This is a genomic window from Corallococcus sp. CA049B, from assembly GCF_003611685.1.
Taxonomy (GTDB): domain Bacteria; phylum Myxococcota; class Myxococcia; order Myxococcales; family Myxococcaceae; genus Corallococcus; species Corallococcus coralloides.
Genome location: NZ_RAWC01000221.1, coordinates 1 through 15,038, shown reverse-complemented (window position 1 = coordinate 15,038; position 15,038 = coordinate 1). Strand labels below are relative to the sequence as shown.

Here is a 15,038-nt window from a genome sequence, read left to right as displayed (position 1 = left end):
AATCGCCCTGGGGGAGCTGCCCCCGGACGAGCTCGCCGCCGCCCGCGACCGCCTGTCCCGCGAACCGGATGGCCCCGCCCGCCTCGCCGCCCTGGAGGCCGACTCGCGCGCCACCCTGGAGGCCCTGCCCCCCGACCGCGTCGCCCGTGAGGTGAAGGCCCGCTTCGCCCGCGCTGACTCGCCCGCCGCCGCGCCCCGCGCCGAGGCCTCTCCATCGCGCCCTTCCTGGCGCTTCCTGCCCGCCCTGGTGCCGGTGCTCGCCGCCGCGACCCTCGTCGTCCTCGTCCGGCCGGGGGCTTCGTCCCAGGAGCAGGAGGCGCGCGACCCCTGGTCGGCGACGGGCACCGGCGGCACCCCCGGCGTCCTGGAGCCCACGCGCAGCAAGGGACTCCAGCCCCGGCTCGACGTGCACCGCCAGTCCGGCACCCGCACCGAGCGCCTCACCGACGGCGCCCCCGCCCAGGCCGGTGACGTGGTGCAGCTGTCGTACACCGCCGCCGGCCACGCCCACGGCGTCATCCTCTCCGTGGACGGCCGGGGCACCGTCACCCAACACCTGCCCGCGCCAAGCGACACCTCCGCGCCCCTGGAGCGCAGCGGCACGCACCTCCTGCCCCGCGCCTACGAGCTGGACGACGCCCCCGGCTTCGAGCGGTTCTTCCTTGTCACCTCGGACCAGCCCTTCGAACTGGAGGGCGTGATGGCCGCCGCGCGCGTGCTCGCCACATCCCCCGAGGCGCGCACCGCGCCATTGACCCTGCCCGCGGGCCTGGGCCAGACCTCCTTCCTGCTGGAGAAGCCCTCCCCATGAGAGCGCTCGTCATCCTCCTGTTCGCGCTGGGCGCGGCCACCCCCGCCCACGCCGCCGAAGCCGCCGCCGTGCGCCGGCTGGCCCTGCTCGTGGGCGTCAACGACGGCGGCCCGGAGCGCGTGCGGCTGCGCTACGCGGAGACCGACGCGAAGGCCTTCTCCACGGTGCTGTCGGAGCTGGGCGGCGTGCTGCCCCAGGACCGCGTGCTCCTCACGGACGTGGACCGCGCGGGCGTGCTCGCCGGCTTCGACCGCGTGCGCCGCCTGGCGGAGGGCGTCCGCACCGCCGGAGCCCGCCGCGTGGAGGTGCTGCTGTACTACTCCGGCCACTCGGACGACGAGGGGCTGCTGCTCAAGGGCCAGCGCCTGGACTACGGCGAGCTGCGCCGCTCGCTGGAGGGGCTGCCCGCGGACGTGAGAATCGCGGTGCTGGACTCGTGCGCGTCCGGCGCGTTCGCGCGCAAGAAGGGCGGCGTCTCGCGGCCCGCGTTCCTGGTGGACTCCGCCATCCAGGTGAAGGGCCACGCCATCCTCACCTCGTCCAGCGCGGACGAGGCGTCGCAGGAGTCGGACCGGCTGGGCGGCTCGTTCTTCACGCACCACCTGCTGTCCGGCCTGCGAGGCGCGGCGGACGTCACCCACGACGGCCGCGTCACCCTCACGGAGGCCTACCAGTTCGCCTTCCACGAAACGCTCGCGCGCACCGAGCGCACGCAGGGCGGCGCGCAGCACCCCAACTACGACATCGAGCTCGCTGGCACCGGCGACCTGGTGATGACCGACCTGCGCGCCACCACCGCAGGCCTGGTCCTCACCGAGCCGCTGGAGGGCCGCCTGTACGTGCGCGACGCGGTGGGCACGCTGGTGGTGGAGGTGCAGAAGCAGTCCGGCCGCCCCACCGAGCTGGGCCTGGCCCCCGGCGCCTACCGCGCCCGGCGCGAGTGGGACGGCGGGGTGTCCGAAGCGGCCTTCACGCTGAAGGAGGGCATGCGCACGCCGCTGGCCCCCAACGACTTCCTGGGCGTGGGCCACGAGGCCACCGTGATGCGCGGCGGTGGCGGCGGAATGTCCCTGTCCCCGCAAGGGCGCGTCCAGCTGCCGGTGAACCTGAGCCTCGTGCCGAGCATGAGCACCAACACGCTGCGGGTGGGCCGCGCGCAGGTGGAGAACCGCTTCGCGCTGGGCGTCGTCAACGGCGGCGCGGCGCTGGGCGGCGGGCTGGCGCTGGGCCTGGCGGGCAACGTGTACGACGCGGAGGTGTCCGGCCTGGCCCTGGCGCTGGGCTTCAACACGTCCGGCCGCGAGGTGAGCGGCGCGCAGCTGTCCCTGGTCACCAACGTGGCGGGCGGCGCGGTGGTCGGCGCCCAGGCGTCGCTGGGGCTCAACCTGGCCAACGGCGACGTGGACGGCGTGGGGCAGCTGGCCCTGGGCGCCAACGTCGCGCGCGGCGCGCTGGGCGGCGTGCAGGCGGCGCTGGGCGCCAACGTCACCACTTCCGACGCCACCGGGATGCAGTTGTCACTGGGTGTCAATCACGCGAACGGCACCATGAAGGGCGTGCAGTTCACGCTGGGCGTCAACTCCGTGGCGACGGCCGCGCGCGGCATCCAGGGGGCGGTGCTGCTCAACCACGCGCCGTCCCTCACCGGCATGCAGCTGGGGTTGATCAACGTGGGCGGCGACGTGTCCGGCATGCAGCTGGGGTTGATCAACGTCGCGGACACGGTGCACGGCCTGCAACTGGGCCTGGTCAACGTCTCCGACGAGGTGAACGGCGTGCCGGTGGGCCTGGTTTCCTACGAGAAGAAGGGCCAGCTGCACCTGGAGCTGTTCGGCAGCGACGTGCAGCTCACCAACCTGGCGCTGAAGTTCGGCGGCAAGCACTTCTACACGACGCTGCTCGCGGGCATTGGCCCGGACGACCGCTTCCAGCGCTTCAGTCTGGGCCTGGGCCTGGGCGGGCACATCCCGCTGGGCTCGCGCTTCTGGGTGGACGTGGACGTCGCGGCCAGCCAGGTGCTGTCCACGCGAGCCCCGTTCTCCAGCAAGTCCAACACCCTGCTGACGCAGGCGCGCGCCATGCTGGGCTTCCAGGTGATGCCCCGGCTGGCCGTGTTCGCCGGCCCCACCTACAACGTGGCGTTCATGTGGGGGGAGTCGGAGTTCTCGAAGCTGACCACGCTGCCGGTGCGCTCGCACGTCATCAACGCGGACACGCGCATGCAGCGCTGGCCCGGCTTCCAGGTGGGCGTGCGGCTCTGAGGCTCCGAAGCCCGGCCGGGGCCGCCCTGTCGAGGCGGTCCCGGTGGGCGATGCCACTCAGCCGACGATGCGGGTGGCTCGCAGGACGATGGCGTCGCCCGCGGGGCCGGCCTTGAGCCGCTTGTCCAGCGAGCCCTCCACCTTGAGGCCGGGGCCGCCCTTGGAGGCGCGCTGCATGAGCTCCCCCAGCTTCGCGTCGTCCCCGCCGGTGACGGCGCTCAGGTCGATTTCGTGGAGGGTCTGGAGCTTCTTGTCCGGCGCGTCCGCGCTGAACAGGTCGTAGTGGTCGCAGGGCGGCGCGAAGCAGCGCTTCCCGTTGTCCTTGACGATGTAGACGGTGCTGGTGGTCATGGTGGCGTCTCCGGGTGAGGGGGTGGGGGCGGCCGTGCCGGGCTCGCCGGCGGCTCCCGCGGGGGCATTCACGTCGTTCCGCTTCAGGTCAGCGGGGGCCTCCGCGCCGGACACGTCGCTGGACGGCTGCGCGGTGGGGGAGGACGGCGTGCTGCACGCCACCGGGCCGAGCACAAGCACGGCGGACAGGATCAGCGAGCGGGCGTTCATGGCGACTCCGGAAGGAGGACGGGTGCCCTCCTTCAACGCGGGAGGGGCACGGCCGGGTCCACTCTGCCCGGCCGCGCGCCCGCCCACCAGGGCGACAGGGGCCTTTTTCCTCCATGTCCCACCTGGACACCCGGACAGTCCGGAACCGGGCGGAGCATGCCCATAAAGGGGTGCCAAGACGGTGGAAGGGGCTATCCGTTCGTTGTACACCCGCGCCCCAAGAGATCGGCCTCCGGGGCCGTGACCTGTAAGGACGCCCACGATGGAATTCCGCATCGCCGCCGACGAGCTGAAGAAGGCCCTCTACCGCGCCCAGGGCATCGTGGAGCGCAAGACGACGATGCCCATCCTCGCCAACGTGCTGCTCACGGCGAACAAGGGCAGCATCACGGTCACGGCCTTCGACCTGGACATCGGCATCGTGTCCGAGCACCCGGCGGAAGTGGCCAAGCCGGGCGCCGTCACGCTGAGCGCGAAGTACGTCTTCGACATCGTCCAGAACCTCCCGGACGCGGAGGTCACGCTCAAGAAGCTGGCGAACAACTACGTCGACATCTCCTCCGGCTCCGCGCACTTCAAGATCGTCGGCATGGCCGCCGAGGAGTACCCGAAGCTGCCCAAGGAGGAGAACGCTCCCCTGGTGCAGATCTCCGGCAACGTGCTGCTGGAGATGATCAAGAAGACCCAGTTCGCCATCTCCAGCGACGAGACGCGCTACATCCTCAACGGCGTCTTCTTCGAGCCGCAGCAGAGCGGCAAGGTCCGCATGGTGGCCACGGACGGCCACCGGCTGTCGCTCATCGAGCGCGAGATGTCCGGCGACTTCAAGCTCAAGAGCGGCGTCATCATCCCGCGCAAGGGCCTGATGGAGCTCAAGCGCCTCCTGGACGAGGCCCCGGACGCGGAGTGCCACCTGGGGTTCGCGGAGAACTCGGCGCTGTTCAAGAAGCCGGGCCTCACCATGGTGATGCGCCTCATCGACGGGCAGTTCCCGGAGTACCAGCGCGTCATCCCCAAGGAGGGCGAGAAGGTCGTCCTCGTGCCCAAGGTGCGCCTGCTGGAGGGCCTCAAGCGCATCGCGCTCTTGTCCGCGGACAAGAGCAACGCCATCCGCATTGGCCTGGAGAAGGGCAAGCTGCTCATCACCGCCAGCAACCCGGACCTGGGTGAAGCGCGCGACGCGCTGGACGTGGACTACCAGGGCAACGACATCACCATCGGCTTCAACGCCCGTTACCTCATGGACGTCCTGGGCGTGACGGAGACGGACGAGGTCAGCTTCGAACTGGGCGACGAGCACAGCCCGGGCGTGCTGCACGGCCCCGGCGACCGCAGCTTCACGGCCGTGGTCATGCCCATGCGCGTCTGAGGCAGCGCGGTCGTCCAACTTCCCACGTCAGCGGGACGTCACCGTTCCAAGTCCGACGCTCCGCGCCATGGGGAGGCCTGCGCCCGGCGCGGGGGGCCCTTATGATGAGGGCGTGGCCACCCGTCCAGACGACCTGAGAGCGCGGCTGGAGGACCGGGCGGACCTCCTGGAGGCCACGCGCCTGCGCTACCGCGCGCTCAAGGGCGTGCTGGAGTCCTTCTTCTGGAAGGACCGGATCCGCAACCACTTCGAGCTCTTGCGCGAGGTGGCCGCCGACCAGCCGGAGGTGGACGCGACGCTGGCCGCGATGAGGCGCCGCGTGGAGGCGGAGGGCTGGCCCCACGACGCCGCCCCCGTCCGGTTGATGCACGAGGTGGAGCGCCTGCGCGAGGCGGTGGAGCGCGCGGCCGAGCGGCGGCTGTCCGCCAGCACCTCCCCGGCCTCCGACGACGCGGAAGGGGACGACGGCCCCGCGACGTTGGGAGCGCGGCTGTTGCGCCTGGAGACGGAGGTGCTGGACGCGGCGCCGTTCCTGGGCGGACGCGTCTGGGCCCAGGCGGTGGAGCTGTTGCCGCGCAACCTGCCGGAGCTGCGCGCCGCGTGCGCCGCGGGCGAGGTGTTCGAGCGTGTGTTCAAGCGCCCGGTGACGGAGGGGGCGCCTGCCTTCTCCGACGACGAGGCGCGGGAGCTGGCGCGGGCGTTGCCGTTGGGCGCCGCCGCGCTGGTGGCGCTGTGGGAGCGGCTGGAGCGCTACGACAGCCGGGGGCGGGTGAAGGACTTCCTCCAGCGGCGCATGCGCCGGGCGCCGACGCGGGTGGCGCGCAGCGGGCCGGAGCTGCTGTTGCACGCGGCCTTCTGGCACGACGTGGCGCGGGTGCGGGTGCGCGCGGTGCTGGAGGCGGAGCTGGCGCCGGTGGTGCCTCGCGAGCCGGAGCTGCCCGCGCTGTTGTCCTGGCGGGCCGCGCTGACGGAGGACCCGGCGCTGCGGCTGTCCGCGAGGAGCGTCTTCACGGAAGGGCGCGCGGGGCTGGTGGAGACGGCGGCGGCGCTGGCGGCCCTGTCTCGCGAGCGGCCCCGGGGCGCGTGGAATGAAGAGGTGGCGTGGGCGCGGCTGGAGCAGGCCGCGCAGCGGGCGCGCGCGGAGGAGGGGCCGGAGGCGGAGGCCCTGCGGGACGCCCTGCGCCTCTTCGTGATGCTGCGAGGCCAGGCGCGCACGCCCGCGCGGCTGTTCTCGCCGGAGCACGCGAAGCCCGCGGGGGGCGACGTGGCGCGAAACGGGGACCTGGTGGCGCTGGTGCAGGCGGCGCGGCACGCGGCGCTGCGGCAGGGCGGCTGAAGACAGACACCGGTTTGAGGGGGGTGGAAGGCTTCTGTTAGGTTGGGTGGGCCCGTTTCCTTTTCCTGTCGAAATCCCCGCCCATGACCCAGCCTGTTCCTCCGCCGTCCGAAGACGCGGCGCCGCTCCAGTTCGACCGCGCCGAGTTCACCGAAGCCCCCTCGGCACCGAAGTGCTCCGTCTGTGAGCGCGCCATCAAGAGCGTGTATTACGACTTGAACACGCGCCTGCTGTGTCCCGCGTGCCGCGAGGACGTGGAGGCGGCGATGACAGGCGGCTCGAAGTCGAAGCGCGCCCTGAAGGCGTCGGTGTTTGGCTTTGGCGCGGCCATCGCGGGCGCGGTCGTGTACTGGGGGGTGAGCCTGTCGGGCTACAACATCGGCCTCATCGCCATCGCGGTGGGGTGGATGGTGGGGTCCGCGGTGTTCAAGGGCTCGGAGTCGCGCGGCGGCGCGTTCTACCAGGTGCTGGCGGTGGGGCTGACGTACTTCGCGGTGGCGGCCTCGCTCGCGCCGGATGTCTACAAGGAGCTCACGACGCAGCCTCCGGCCGAGGTGGCCACCGAAGCGCCCGCGGAGGAAGCGGTGGAGCCCTCTCCCGCGGCCAACGTGGTCCTCGCGGGAGTGATTTCCGTGGCGGCGCCGGTGCTGGTGGGAATCAACAGCCCCATCTCCGGGCTCATCTACGGCTTCGCGCTGTTCGAGGCGTGGCGCCGCACGAAGCGGACGGAGCTGAACATCGCGGGGCCGTTCAAGCTGGTGGAGACGCCTGCGGAAGGTGAAGCCGCGCCGACGGAGCAGGAGCGGTCCGTTGGCTGAGGCGCTCGCGGTATCGCTCCTCACGCCGCGGTGTGAGGGGTGTGGTTCGGAGCTGGCGCCCCGGCTGCTCACGTGTCCGTCGTGCCGGAAGCTGGTGCATGGGAAGCGGCTGACGCAGCTGGCGGCGGATGCACAGGCAGCGACGGAGCGGGGCGCGCCGATGGAGGCGCTGGCGCTGTGGCGCGAGGCGCTGGACCTGTTGCCACCGGACACGGCGCAGCACGCGCAGGTGACGGCGCGGGTGACGGCGCTGAGTCAGCAGGCGGATGCGCAGGGGTTGTCCGCGCCGCTGGCGGAGGCGGAGCGCAAGCGTTCGGGGATGCCGAAGGTGCTGGCCAGCATGGGCGCGGTGGGCCTGATGCTGTGGAAGTTCAAGTTCGTGCTGGCGCTGCTGTTGGGCAAGGGGAAGCTGCTGCTGCTCGGGCTCACGAAGGCGAGCACGCTGTTCTCCATGCTGTTCGCGGTGAGCGTGTACTGGACGATGTGGGGCTGGAGCTTCGCGCTGGGGCTGGTGGCCTGCATCTACGTGCACGAGATGGGGCACGTGGCGTCGCTGCGCCGGCTGGGCATGAAGGCGGACGCGCCCATGTTCATCCCGGGCCTGGGCGCGTTCGTGCGCCTGAAGCAGGTGCCGGTGGATGAGCGCGAGGACGCGCGGGTGGGGCTCGCGGGGCCCATCTGGGGCACCGCGGCGGCGGTGGTGGTGATGGTGGCGGCGGTGCTGACGGGGTGGAAGGCCCTGGGCGCCATCGCGCACGCGGCGACCTGGCTGAACCTGTTCAACCTGGTGCCGGTGTGGCAGCTGGACGGTTCACGAGGCTTCCGGGCCCTGGCGCGCCAGCAGCGGTGGGTGGCGGTGGCCGTGCTGGGCGCGACGTGGTTCGCCACGGGAGAGAACCTGCTCTTGCTCATCGCGGGTGTGGCGGCGTTCCGGGCCCTGCTCACGCCCGCGTCGGAGACGGGCGACCGCCGCACGCTGGTGGAGTACTGCGCGCTGGTGGTGGGCCTGGGCGCGCTGGGCTGGGCCGCGCAGCACTGGACGGGGGCGGCGGCGGCGCTGTGATGAACGCGAGGACAGGGCTGTGCGCGGCCATCGCGCTGAGCACCGCCTGTGCTGGCGGGGGTTCACGGCGCTCCGCGCACGGGGACCTGCGCTTCGTCGACACGGAGACCGCCGCGAGGCTGCGTCATGCGGCCGTGGTCGCGGAGCAGGGCGCCTCTTCCGCCTCGGCCTCTGCCCTGGTCCAGGCCGCCCCGGTCATCCTCGGCTTGATGCAACAGGACCACTCCGCGGATGAGTTGGAGGAGCGACTCGCGGAATGCGCTGTCCAGGCCGAGCGCCAGGGCAACGCGCGTTTCTTCGAGAACCGTCCTCCGACGCGGCAGGAGTGCCGCGAGGTGGTGGGGCGCGACCGCTGCGGCAACCCCATCACCCGGGCCATGCAGCTCGGAAAGCAGAAGCACGTCCTGGTCCTCCAGTGCGCGGAGGAGGTGCTCAAGGAACTCTGGGCCGCGCCCTACAGCATCGAGCAACGCTATCGCTACTATCCGAATGCCAAGTTCGTGGAGACGATCAGCCGGGAGAAGGAAGCGCGGATGCTCGCCGAGGGCTGCACCGATGAACTCCGGGGAACGATCAAGCCGGACCTCGTCCTCCACGCGGACCGCAATCTGCTCGAATCCGCGCTCACTTTGAACTTCAAGTTTCCCTGCCCCTAGAGCAACGAACCGCAGTGGACTCTCTACGGAGAGAGCAGTCCCTATAAGGGACAAACCCAAGAACAGATCTACCAGGAGGCGCTCGGAGGGAAAGCTCTGCTCGTTTCTCCTCAGACTGGAGTGGTGCCCCGGCGATGAGCGAGAACTTCCCTTCCCTTCGTCTTCATTACAGGGGTGGCGCGGTCGCGGCCCGTGACGGTGTCCTGGTTACGTTCTTCATTCCCCACGACCACAGCATCGTGGCGCAGGCCTGCTGGCGGGCCTTGCAGACCTACGTTCGAGCCATCCCGCCCCAGTCGCTGAACTGGTACGGCGCGGACGATGGGGATGTCCTCGAACTGGACGAGGACGGATGGGAGGTCATTCGCAAGCGGATGGTGGATCAGCCCTCCCGCCTGGCCTGGCACGTCGGCTTGTCTGACCTGGATGGGGGCACCGGAGGGTACCAGTTCGAGTACCACAGCAACCGGATCGCATTCCCTGTCTGCGCTGGGTCCAACACCGCGATGTCCTTCACGTTCCCGACCGAATTCCTCCTGGACCATGGACCCCATAGGATGCGTGCCCTGGTATTGGACCTGGCTCGCGACCTCCCCTTCCATTTCGGCTACGCGAGCTTCGCCCTCGCCTCTCGAGAGGGCTCCTGGACCGCGGGGGACTGGAAGGTCCTGGAGAAGTACTCCGCGCGCTATCTGGGCTTGGACCTGCCCGCTGTCGCCAGCACGGGTAAGCTCATCGGGCTCCATGCCCTGGGCGCGCACTGGCTCACCTTCCTGGGCCCACCGCTGCTGGACCGGATGGGAGGCACCGAAGCGCTGCGGCAGGCACTGCCGTTCCCGGAGGTCTCCCTCCTCCCCATGGAACAGGAGCGCCTGCTGGTCACCCTGAGCGAATGGCCCGAGGCCATCGACATCGAGCAGGCACCCATTCCGCCCCAGTACCGCGCCCTGGCCTGCTTCCTGAAACCCTTCATGTACGCGTCAGGAAAGGACGCCGGGATCGAGAACTACCTGGACCGCTGGCGGCGAAGGCTCTGTCCGTGACGCTCCCGCGCCCACCGGCCAGGCGTCACCCGCTGAATCCCGCGCCCCGCCCGCCGCCGCATCTGTAGTACGAAGGTCGGCCCCTTCACGGTGACGCTGTGCGCCTCCTCTCGCTCCAGGTCCAGGACTTCCGCAACCTCCCGGCGGTGCAGCTCGCACCCAGCCCCCACTCGACCATCGCCGTGGGCCAGAACGGGCAGGGGAAGACCAACCTCCTGGAGGCGCTCTACTTCCTCGCCACCCTCAAGCCCCTGCGCGCCGGCCGCCTCTCCGAACTCGTTCGCTGGGGCTCCCAGGCCGCTCGCGTCACCGGCCGCTTCCTCCTCAAGGGCGCCGAGCGCGAAATCTCCGTCGAGGTTGGCGGTGGCACCCGCCAGGCCCTCGTGGACGGCAAGAAGGCCGCCAGCCTCGAGGACTACTTCGGCGGCGTCTCCGTCGTCGCCTTCACCCCGGATGACCTGGAGGTCATCAAGGGCGGCCCCGACGCGCGCCGCGCCTTCCTCGACCGCGCCGTCTTCAACCGCTTCCCCGCCTTCCTCAAGGAGAGCCGCGAGTACGCCCGCGCCCTCAAGAACCGCAACCGCCTGCTCCGCGACGGCGCCACCGTCGACGCCGCGTACCTCGACGCGTACGACGAGACCCTCGCCCGCGCGGGCGCCCGCCTCTACGCCCGCCGCCGCGCCCTGATGGCCGAGCTCGCGCCCCGCGCCCAGGCCACCTTCGCGTCCATTGGCCGCACCGCCGACCCCGCCGTCTACGGCTACCACCCCGCGCACCTCGGCGCCGACTTCGCCCACGCCGACGAGGCCGCGCTCGCCTCCGCGCTGCGCGAGGCCCTCTCCGCGCGCCTGCGCCGGGACCTGGACCGCGGCTTCACCTCCGTGGGCCCGCACGTGGACGACGTGTCCGTGACGCTGGGCGGCCGCAGCGCGCGCGCCTACGCGAGCCAGGGGCAGCAGCGCGCCCTGGTGCTGGGCTGGAAGATCGCGGAGATTGAAAACCTGGAGGCAGCCATGGGCTTCCTCCCCCTGCTGCTGCTGGATGACGTCTCCAGCGAGCTGGACCCCGAGCGCAATGCCTATCTCATGGGCTACCTGGCCCGGAGCGGCGCGCAGGTCTTCCTCACCACCACCGACGCGGGGCTCGTCCGGGCCGCCGCCGCCAGTGACACCCTCTGGCTCACCGTCCACTCAGGACAGGTGGCCACCGAGTCCCCGTCACAACCCTAGTGCACCCGCCGCCGGTGCCAGGGCCAGTGCACCGACCGGCGCTGATGGTGGGGCAACTCCTGCCGCGTCACGTGCCCGAAGTACTCGAAGCGGAACTCCGCCCAGAGCAGCCCGAACGCCACCGCGAACAGGAACACCGCCAGCGTCAGCCACCACACGGTGCCCACGGCCAGCGCGGCGATGAACAACACCCCCAGCACCGCGGCGATCCCCAGCGACAGGTCCCGCAGGCGCTTCGACTCGCTGAACGCCATTCCCATGGCCAGCATGGAGATGGCCAGCAGCGGCCATGCCAGCCAGTACGCCGTGCGCGCGTACAGCGAGGCAATCGACAGCATGAACAACCCGAATCCGAATATCGCCAGCCCGCCGTCCATCGAATCCTCCTCGTGAGAATCCCCCGGCTCCCGGCTGAAGATGCGCCCTCCGCGAGCCCGGGGGCACCCCGCCTCCGCCTTCCGTCCGGAGCCCGATCAGGGCGGCGGGCCCTCGGCGGGCGCGCGTCCGTGAGCCAACGTTCGCTCCGACGAAGTTCTTGCGGACCTGACGGGCGTGCACCATGACCATGCCCGCCGTCCCACCGGGCGGACCCGGGACGAACGAAATGGTGCCATGTCGCGCTTGCTGCTGACGCTCGTGCTGTCCACCCTCCTCGCGGGGTGCCACCGCGCGACGTTCGAGGACTCGGTGCTCCAGAAGTCCGACGTGAAGTACCGCGTCGGCCCGCTGTCCAACGACGTCTGGGAGCGCCGCGGCTTCGCCGACAACGACCTCGCCTTCGTGGAGCGCGGCGACACCGGCCGCGTCATCGCCACCAACGCCACCTGCCGGGACCACGACGACCCGTCCCTCCAGGTCCTCACGAAGCACCTGCTCATGGGCTTCACCGAGCGCCAGGACCTGGGCCAGCGCACCTTCACCCTGGACGACCGTGAGGCCCTCAGAAGCCGCTACGTCGCGAAGCTCGACGGTGTCCCCGTCTCCCTGGAGCTCGTGGTGGTGAAGAAGGACAACTGCGTCTTCGACTTCAGCTACGTCGCCCCCGTGGGCGCCGCCGACGCGCGCATGGCGGACTTCGAGCGCCTCTTCCAGGGCTTCCACGCGGAGCGCCAGCGATGATGCCCGAGGCGAAGCTCTTCGCCGGCGGCCCCAGCATCAAGGAGCGCCTGCGCGAGCGCATGGAGTCCCTGGGCGCCCTGTCCGTCATGACAGGCCAGGTGTTCAGCCGCGCCGTGCGCCCTCCCTACGACCTGGCCGGGCTCATCTTCCACACCGAGTCGCTGGGCGTGCGCTCGCTGCCCATCGCGCTGCTCACCGCGACGTTCGCCGGGCTCGTCATCTCATTGCAGTTCGGCTACTTCCTCGCCCGCTTCGGCGTGCAGTACACCGTGGGCCGCGTGGTCATCCTCACGCTGTTCCGGGAGCTGGCCCCCGTGCTCACCGCCCTCACCGTGGGCGCGCGCATCGGGTCCGGCATCGCCGCAGAGCTGGGCTCCATGACCGTGACGGAGCAGGTGGACGCCATCCGCGCGCTGGGCGCGGATCCGCTGCGCAAGCTGGTGGTGCCGCGCGTGTTCGCGTGCCTCCTCGTGCTGCCGGTGCTCACCGTGTTCTCGGACGTGGTGGGCCTGGTGGGCGGCGCGCTGGTGGTGAAGTCCCAGTACGGCATCTCCCTGGACCAGTTCTTCCAGGGCGCGCTGGATGCCGTGCTGATGGGCGACTTCGTCTCCGGCGTCATCAAGGGCGCCGTGTTCGGGCTCATCATCGGCCTGGTGGGCTGCTTCAAGGGGCTGGCGGTGGAGGGCGGCACGGAGGGCGTGGGCCGCGCCACCACGCAGACGGTGGCCATCACCTCCGTCACCGTGTGCCTGGCGGACTTCTTCATCACGAAAATCACGCTCTACTTCTGAAGCCGCCCGCACCATGCGCAAGGCCCACCACCACCGAGACCCCGCCGTCCCGTTCAGCTTCCGCAAGCCCACGCCGGGCGAGGAGCTCATCCGCTTCGACGGGCTCATGAAGCAGTTCGGCCCCAAGCGCATCTACGACGGCGTGGACCTGGACGTGCGCGCCGGGGAGACGCTGGTGGTGCTGGGCGGCTCCGGCGTGGGCAAGAGCGTGCTGCTCAAGTGCCTCATCGGCCTGCTGCACCCGGACGGCGGCAGCATCCTCTTCGAAGGCTACGACCTGGCGAAGTTCTCCGAGGCGCAGTTCCTGGAGGTCCGCAAGCACGTGGCCATGGTGTTCCAGGGCGCGGCGCTGTTCGACTCGCTCAGCGTGGCGGACAACGTGGCGTACCCGCTGCGCGAACACTTCCCCACCATGTCCCGCGCGGAGATCCAGAAGCGCGTGGCGGAGAAGCTGGAGCTGGTGGACCTGCCCAACACGGAGAAGCTGATGCCGTCGGACCTGTCCGGCGGCATGCGCAAGCGCGTGGGCCTGGCGCGCGCCATCGCCACGGAGCCGGAGGTCATCCTCTGGGACGAGCCCACGACGGGCCTGGACCCCGTCACCACGCAGACCATCAACGAGTTGATTGATTCGATGAAGCAGCGCCTGGGCGCCACTTCCATTGTCGTCACGCACGACATGGTGAGCGCCTTCGTGCTGGCGGACCGGATGGCCATGTTGGCCAACCGCAAGATTGTCCAGGTGGGCACCCCGGAGGAGATGCGTCGCTCCCAGGTGCCGGAGGTGCGCGCCTTCATCGACGCGCGCCGCCTGGAGCTGAACCCCCGGGGAACACCATGAGTCTCTTCACGTCGACCTCGAAGGAGAAGCGCCTGGCCGTGCGCGCGGGCCTCTTCGTCGCCGTTGGCCTCGCCGTGGCTGGCGTCGTCGTCTTCTTCATCGGCCGCGAGTCCAACCTCTTCCAGCGCCAGGTCGTCTTCCACGCCTACTTCAACAGCGTGGACGGCCTGAGCGACCAGTCCCCCGTGTGGATTGGCGGCCTGAAGGTGGGCCGCGTGAACAGCGTGTCCTTCTCCCAGGACCTGAAGGACAGCCGCCTGCAGGTGGAGCTCCAGGTGGCCAGCGCCTACGCCAGCCGCATCCGCAAGGACTCCGTGGCCAAGCTCACCAGCATGGGCGTGCTGGGCGACAAGGCGGTGGACATCTCCCTGGGCAGCGCGGACCAGCCCGCCGTGGAGCCCGGCGGCGTCATCCAGTCCAGCAGCGGCGGGGACCTGTCCAAGCTGATGTCCAGCGCCAGCCGCGTGATGGATAACTCCGTCGAAATCAGCGAGTCCCTCAAGGACGCCGTGAAGGCCTACTCGAACCCGGACCTGACGCGGGATCTGGCCAAGAGCGTCGCGTCGCTGCGCTCCATCGTGGAGGAGGTGGAGAAGGGCGACGGCGCCCTGCACGCGCTCATCTACGACCCGCGCACGGGCCAGGAGGTGAACACGCTGCTGGCCAACGCGTCCGGCGCCGCGAAGCGCATGGACGGAGCGCTGGGCCACGTGGAGGCCATCCTGTCCGAGGTGCGCCGCGGCGACGGCACCGCGCACGCGCTCATCTACGGCCAGGACGGCGCGGTGGCCCTGCGGGAACTGGGGGCGGCCGCCGGCCAGCTCGCGGGCCTGCTGGAGGACGCGAAGAAGAGCCCCAACGGGGCCGTGCACCAGCTCGTCTACGGCGACGCCAAGGGCATGTTCGCGGACCTGGGCAGCGCCGCCGCGGACATCAAGACCATCACCGCCACCGTGGCCAGGGGCGACGGCACCCTGGGCGCGCTCGTCAACGACCCCACCGTCTACGACGACCTGCGCGAGGTGCTGGGCAACGTGAAGCGCAACCGCATCCTCCGCGCCCTGGTGCGCTTCTCCGTGAGCAACCGCGAGTCCCTGGAGCAGGTGGGAGCCCCCCAGACGGCGCCCACCCCGCTCACGC

Annotated in this window: 15 protein-coding genes; 13 read left to right on the top strand and 2 right to left on the bottom strand. The window is 70.8% G+C overall.

Going from position 1 to position 15,038, the window contains the following annotated elements; all coding sequences use genetic code 11:
* The first annotated feature begins 1 nt into the window (after position 1).
* Positions 2-811 carry a DUF4384 domain-containing protein gene (locus tag D7W82_RS32405; RefSeq protein ID WP_233588068.1) on the top strand — a complete coding sequence of 270 codons (810 nt, stop codon included), beginning with the start codon at positions 2-4 and terminating at the stop codon, positions 809-811.
* Positions 808-3,072: a caspase family protein gene (locus tag D7W82_RS32400; RefSeq protein WP_120622012.1), complete on the top strand. Its 2,265-nt coding sequence runs from the start codon at positions 808-810 to the stop codon at positions 3,070-3,072. The genes D7W82_RS32405 and D7W82_RS32400 overlap by 4 nt, the downstream gene beginning before the upstream one ends.
* A gap of 57 nt (positions 3,073-3,129) precedes the next feature.
* Here D7W82_RS32400 and D7W82_RS32395 read toward each other — a convergent pair whose 3' ends face one another.
* A complete protein-coding gene (locus D7W82_RS32395; protein WP_120622011.1) occupies positions 3,130-3,633 on the bottom strand; it encodes a DUF6748 domain-containing protein in 504 nt (167 codons plus the stop codon).
* Between the two features lie 262 nt (positions 3,634-3,895).
* Here D7W82_RS32395 and dnaN point away from each other — a divergent pair, with 262 nt between their 5' ends.
* From dnaN to D7W82_RS32360, 7 genes are all read left to right on the top strand, one after another.
* Positions 3,896-5,002, top strand: coding sequence for a DNA polymerase III subunit beta (dnaN, locus tag D7W82_RS32390; RefSeq protein ID WP_120622010.1), 1,107 nt, complete (start codon positions 3,896-3,898; stop codon positions 5,000-5,002).
* Positions 5,003-5,114: 112 nt separating this feature from the next.
* On the top strand, positions 5,115-6,338 hold the full coding sequence (locus D7W82_RS32385) for a hypothetical protein (protein WP_233588067.1): 1,224 nt from the start codon (positions 5,115-5,117) through the stop codon (positions 6,336-6,338).
* Positions 6,339-6,421: 83 nt separating this feature from the next.
* Positions 6,422-7,156, top strand: coding sequence for a hypothetical protein (locus tag D7W82_RS32380; protein ID WP_120622008.1), 735 nt, complete (start codon positions 6,422-6,424; stop codon positions 7,154-7,156).
* Complete coding sequence (locus tag D7W82_RS32375; RefSeq protein ID WP_120622007.1) at positions 7,149-8,219, top strand: site-2 protease family protein; 1,071 nt, start codon at positions 7,149-7,151, stop codon at positions 8,217-8,219. Before D7W82_RS32380 ends, D7W82_RS32375 begins: the two co-directional genes overlap by 8 nt.
* The gene (locus tag D7W82_RS32370) at positions 8,219-8,875 is read left to right on the top strand and encodes a hypothetical protein (RefSeq protein ID WP_233588066.1); all 657 of its coding nucleotides are present in this window, start codon (positions 8,219-8,221) and stop codon (positions 8,873-8,875) included. The genes D7W82_RS32375 and D7W82_RS32370 overlap by 1 nt, the downstream gene beginning before the upstream one ends.
* A gap of 134 nt (positions 8,876-9,009) precedes the next feature.
* Positions 9,010-9,918, top strand: coding sequence for a type VI immunity family protein (locus tag D7W82_RS32365; protein ID WP_120622006.1), 909 nt, complete (start codon positions 9,010-9,012; stop codon positions 9,916-9,918).
* Between the two features lie 98 nt (positions 9,919-10,016).
* Positions 10,017-11,147, top strand: a complete 1,131-nt coding sequence (locus tag D7W82_RS32360; protein ID WP_120622005.1) for a DNA replication/repair protein RecF — start codon at positions 10,017-10,019, stop codon at positions 11,145-11,147.
* Here D7W82_RS32360 and D7W82_RS32355 read toward each other — a convergent pair.
* The gene (locus D7W82_RS32355) at positions 11,144-11,524 is read right to left on the bottom strand and encodes a hypothetical protein (RefSeq protein ID WP_120590347.1); all 381 of its coding nucleotides are present in this window, start codon (positions 11,522-11,524) and stop codon (positions 11,144-11,146) included. The genes D7W82_RS32360 and D7W82_RS32355 overlap by 4 nt on opposite strands.
* A 235-nt stretch (positions 11,525-11,759) precedes the next feature.
* Here D7W82_RS32355 and D7W82_RS32350 point away from each other — a divergent pair, with 235 nt between their 5' ends.
* The 4 genes from D7W82_RS32350 to D7W82_RS32335 form a co-directional block, all read left to right on the top strand.
* On the top strand, positions 11,760-12,266 hold the full coding sequence (locus tag D7W82_RS32350) for a hypothetical protein (protein WP_120622004.1): 507 nt from the start codon (positions 11,760-11,762) through the stop codon (positions 12,264-12,266).
* Positions 12,263-13,057 carry an ABC transporter permease gene (locus D7W82_RS32345; RefSeq protein ID WP_120622003.1) on the top strand — a complete coding sequence of 265 codons (795 nt, stop codon included), beginning with the start codon at positions 12,263-12,265 and terminating at the stop codon, positions 13,055-13,057. The genes D7W82_RS32350 and D7W82_RS32345 overlap by 4 nt, the downstream gene beginning before the upstream one ends.
* A 13-nt stretch (positions 13,058-13,070) precedes the next feature.
* Positions 13,071-13,898 (top strand): ABC transporter ATP-binding protein, encoded by an 828-nt coding sequence (locus D7W82_RS32340; protein WP_120622002.1) that lies wholly within the window; start codon positions 13,071-13,073, stop codon positions 13,896-13,898.
* On the top strand, positions 13,895-15,038 hold a 1,144-nt coding region (locus D7W82_RS32335), incomplete at its 3' end, for an MlaD family protein (RefSeq protein WP_147439677.1). The genes D7W82_RS32340 and D7W82_RS32335, both read left to right, overlap by 4 nt.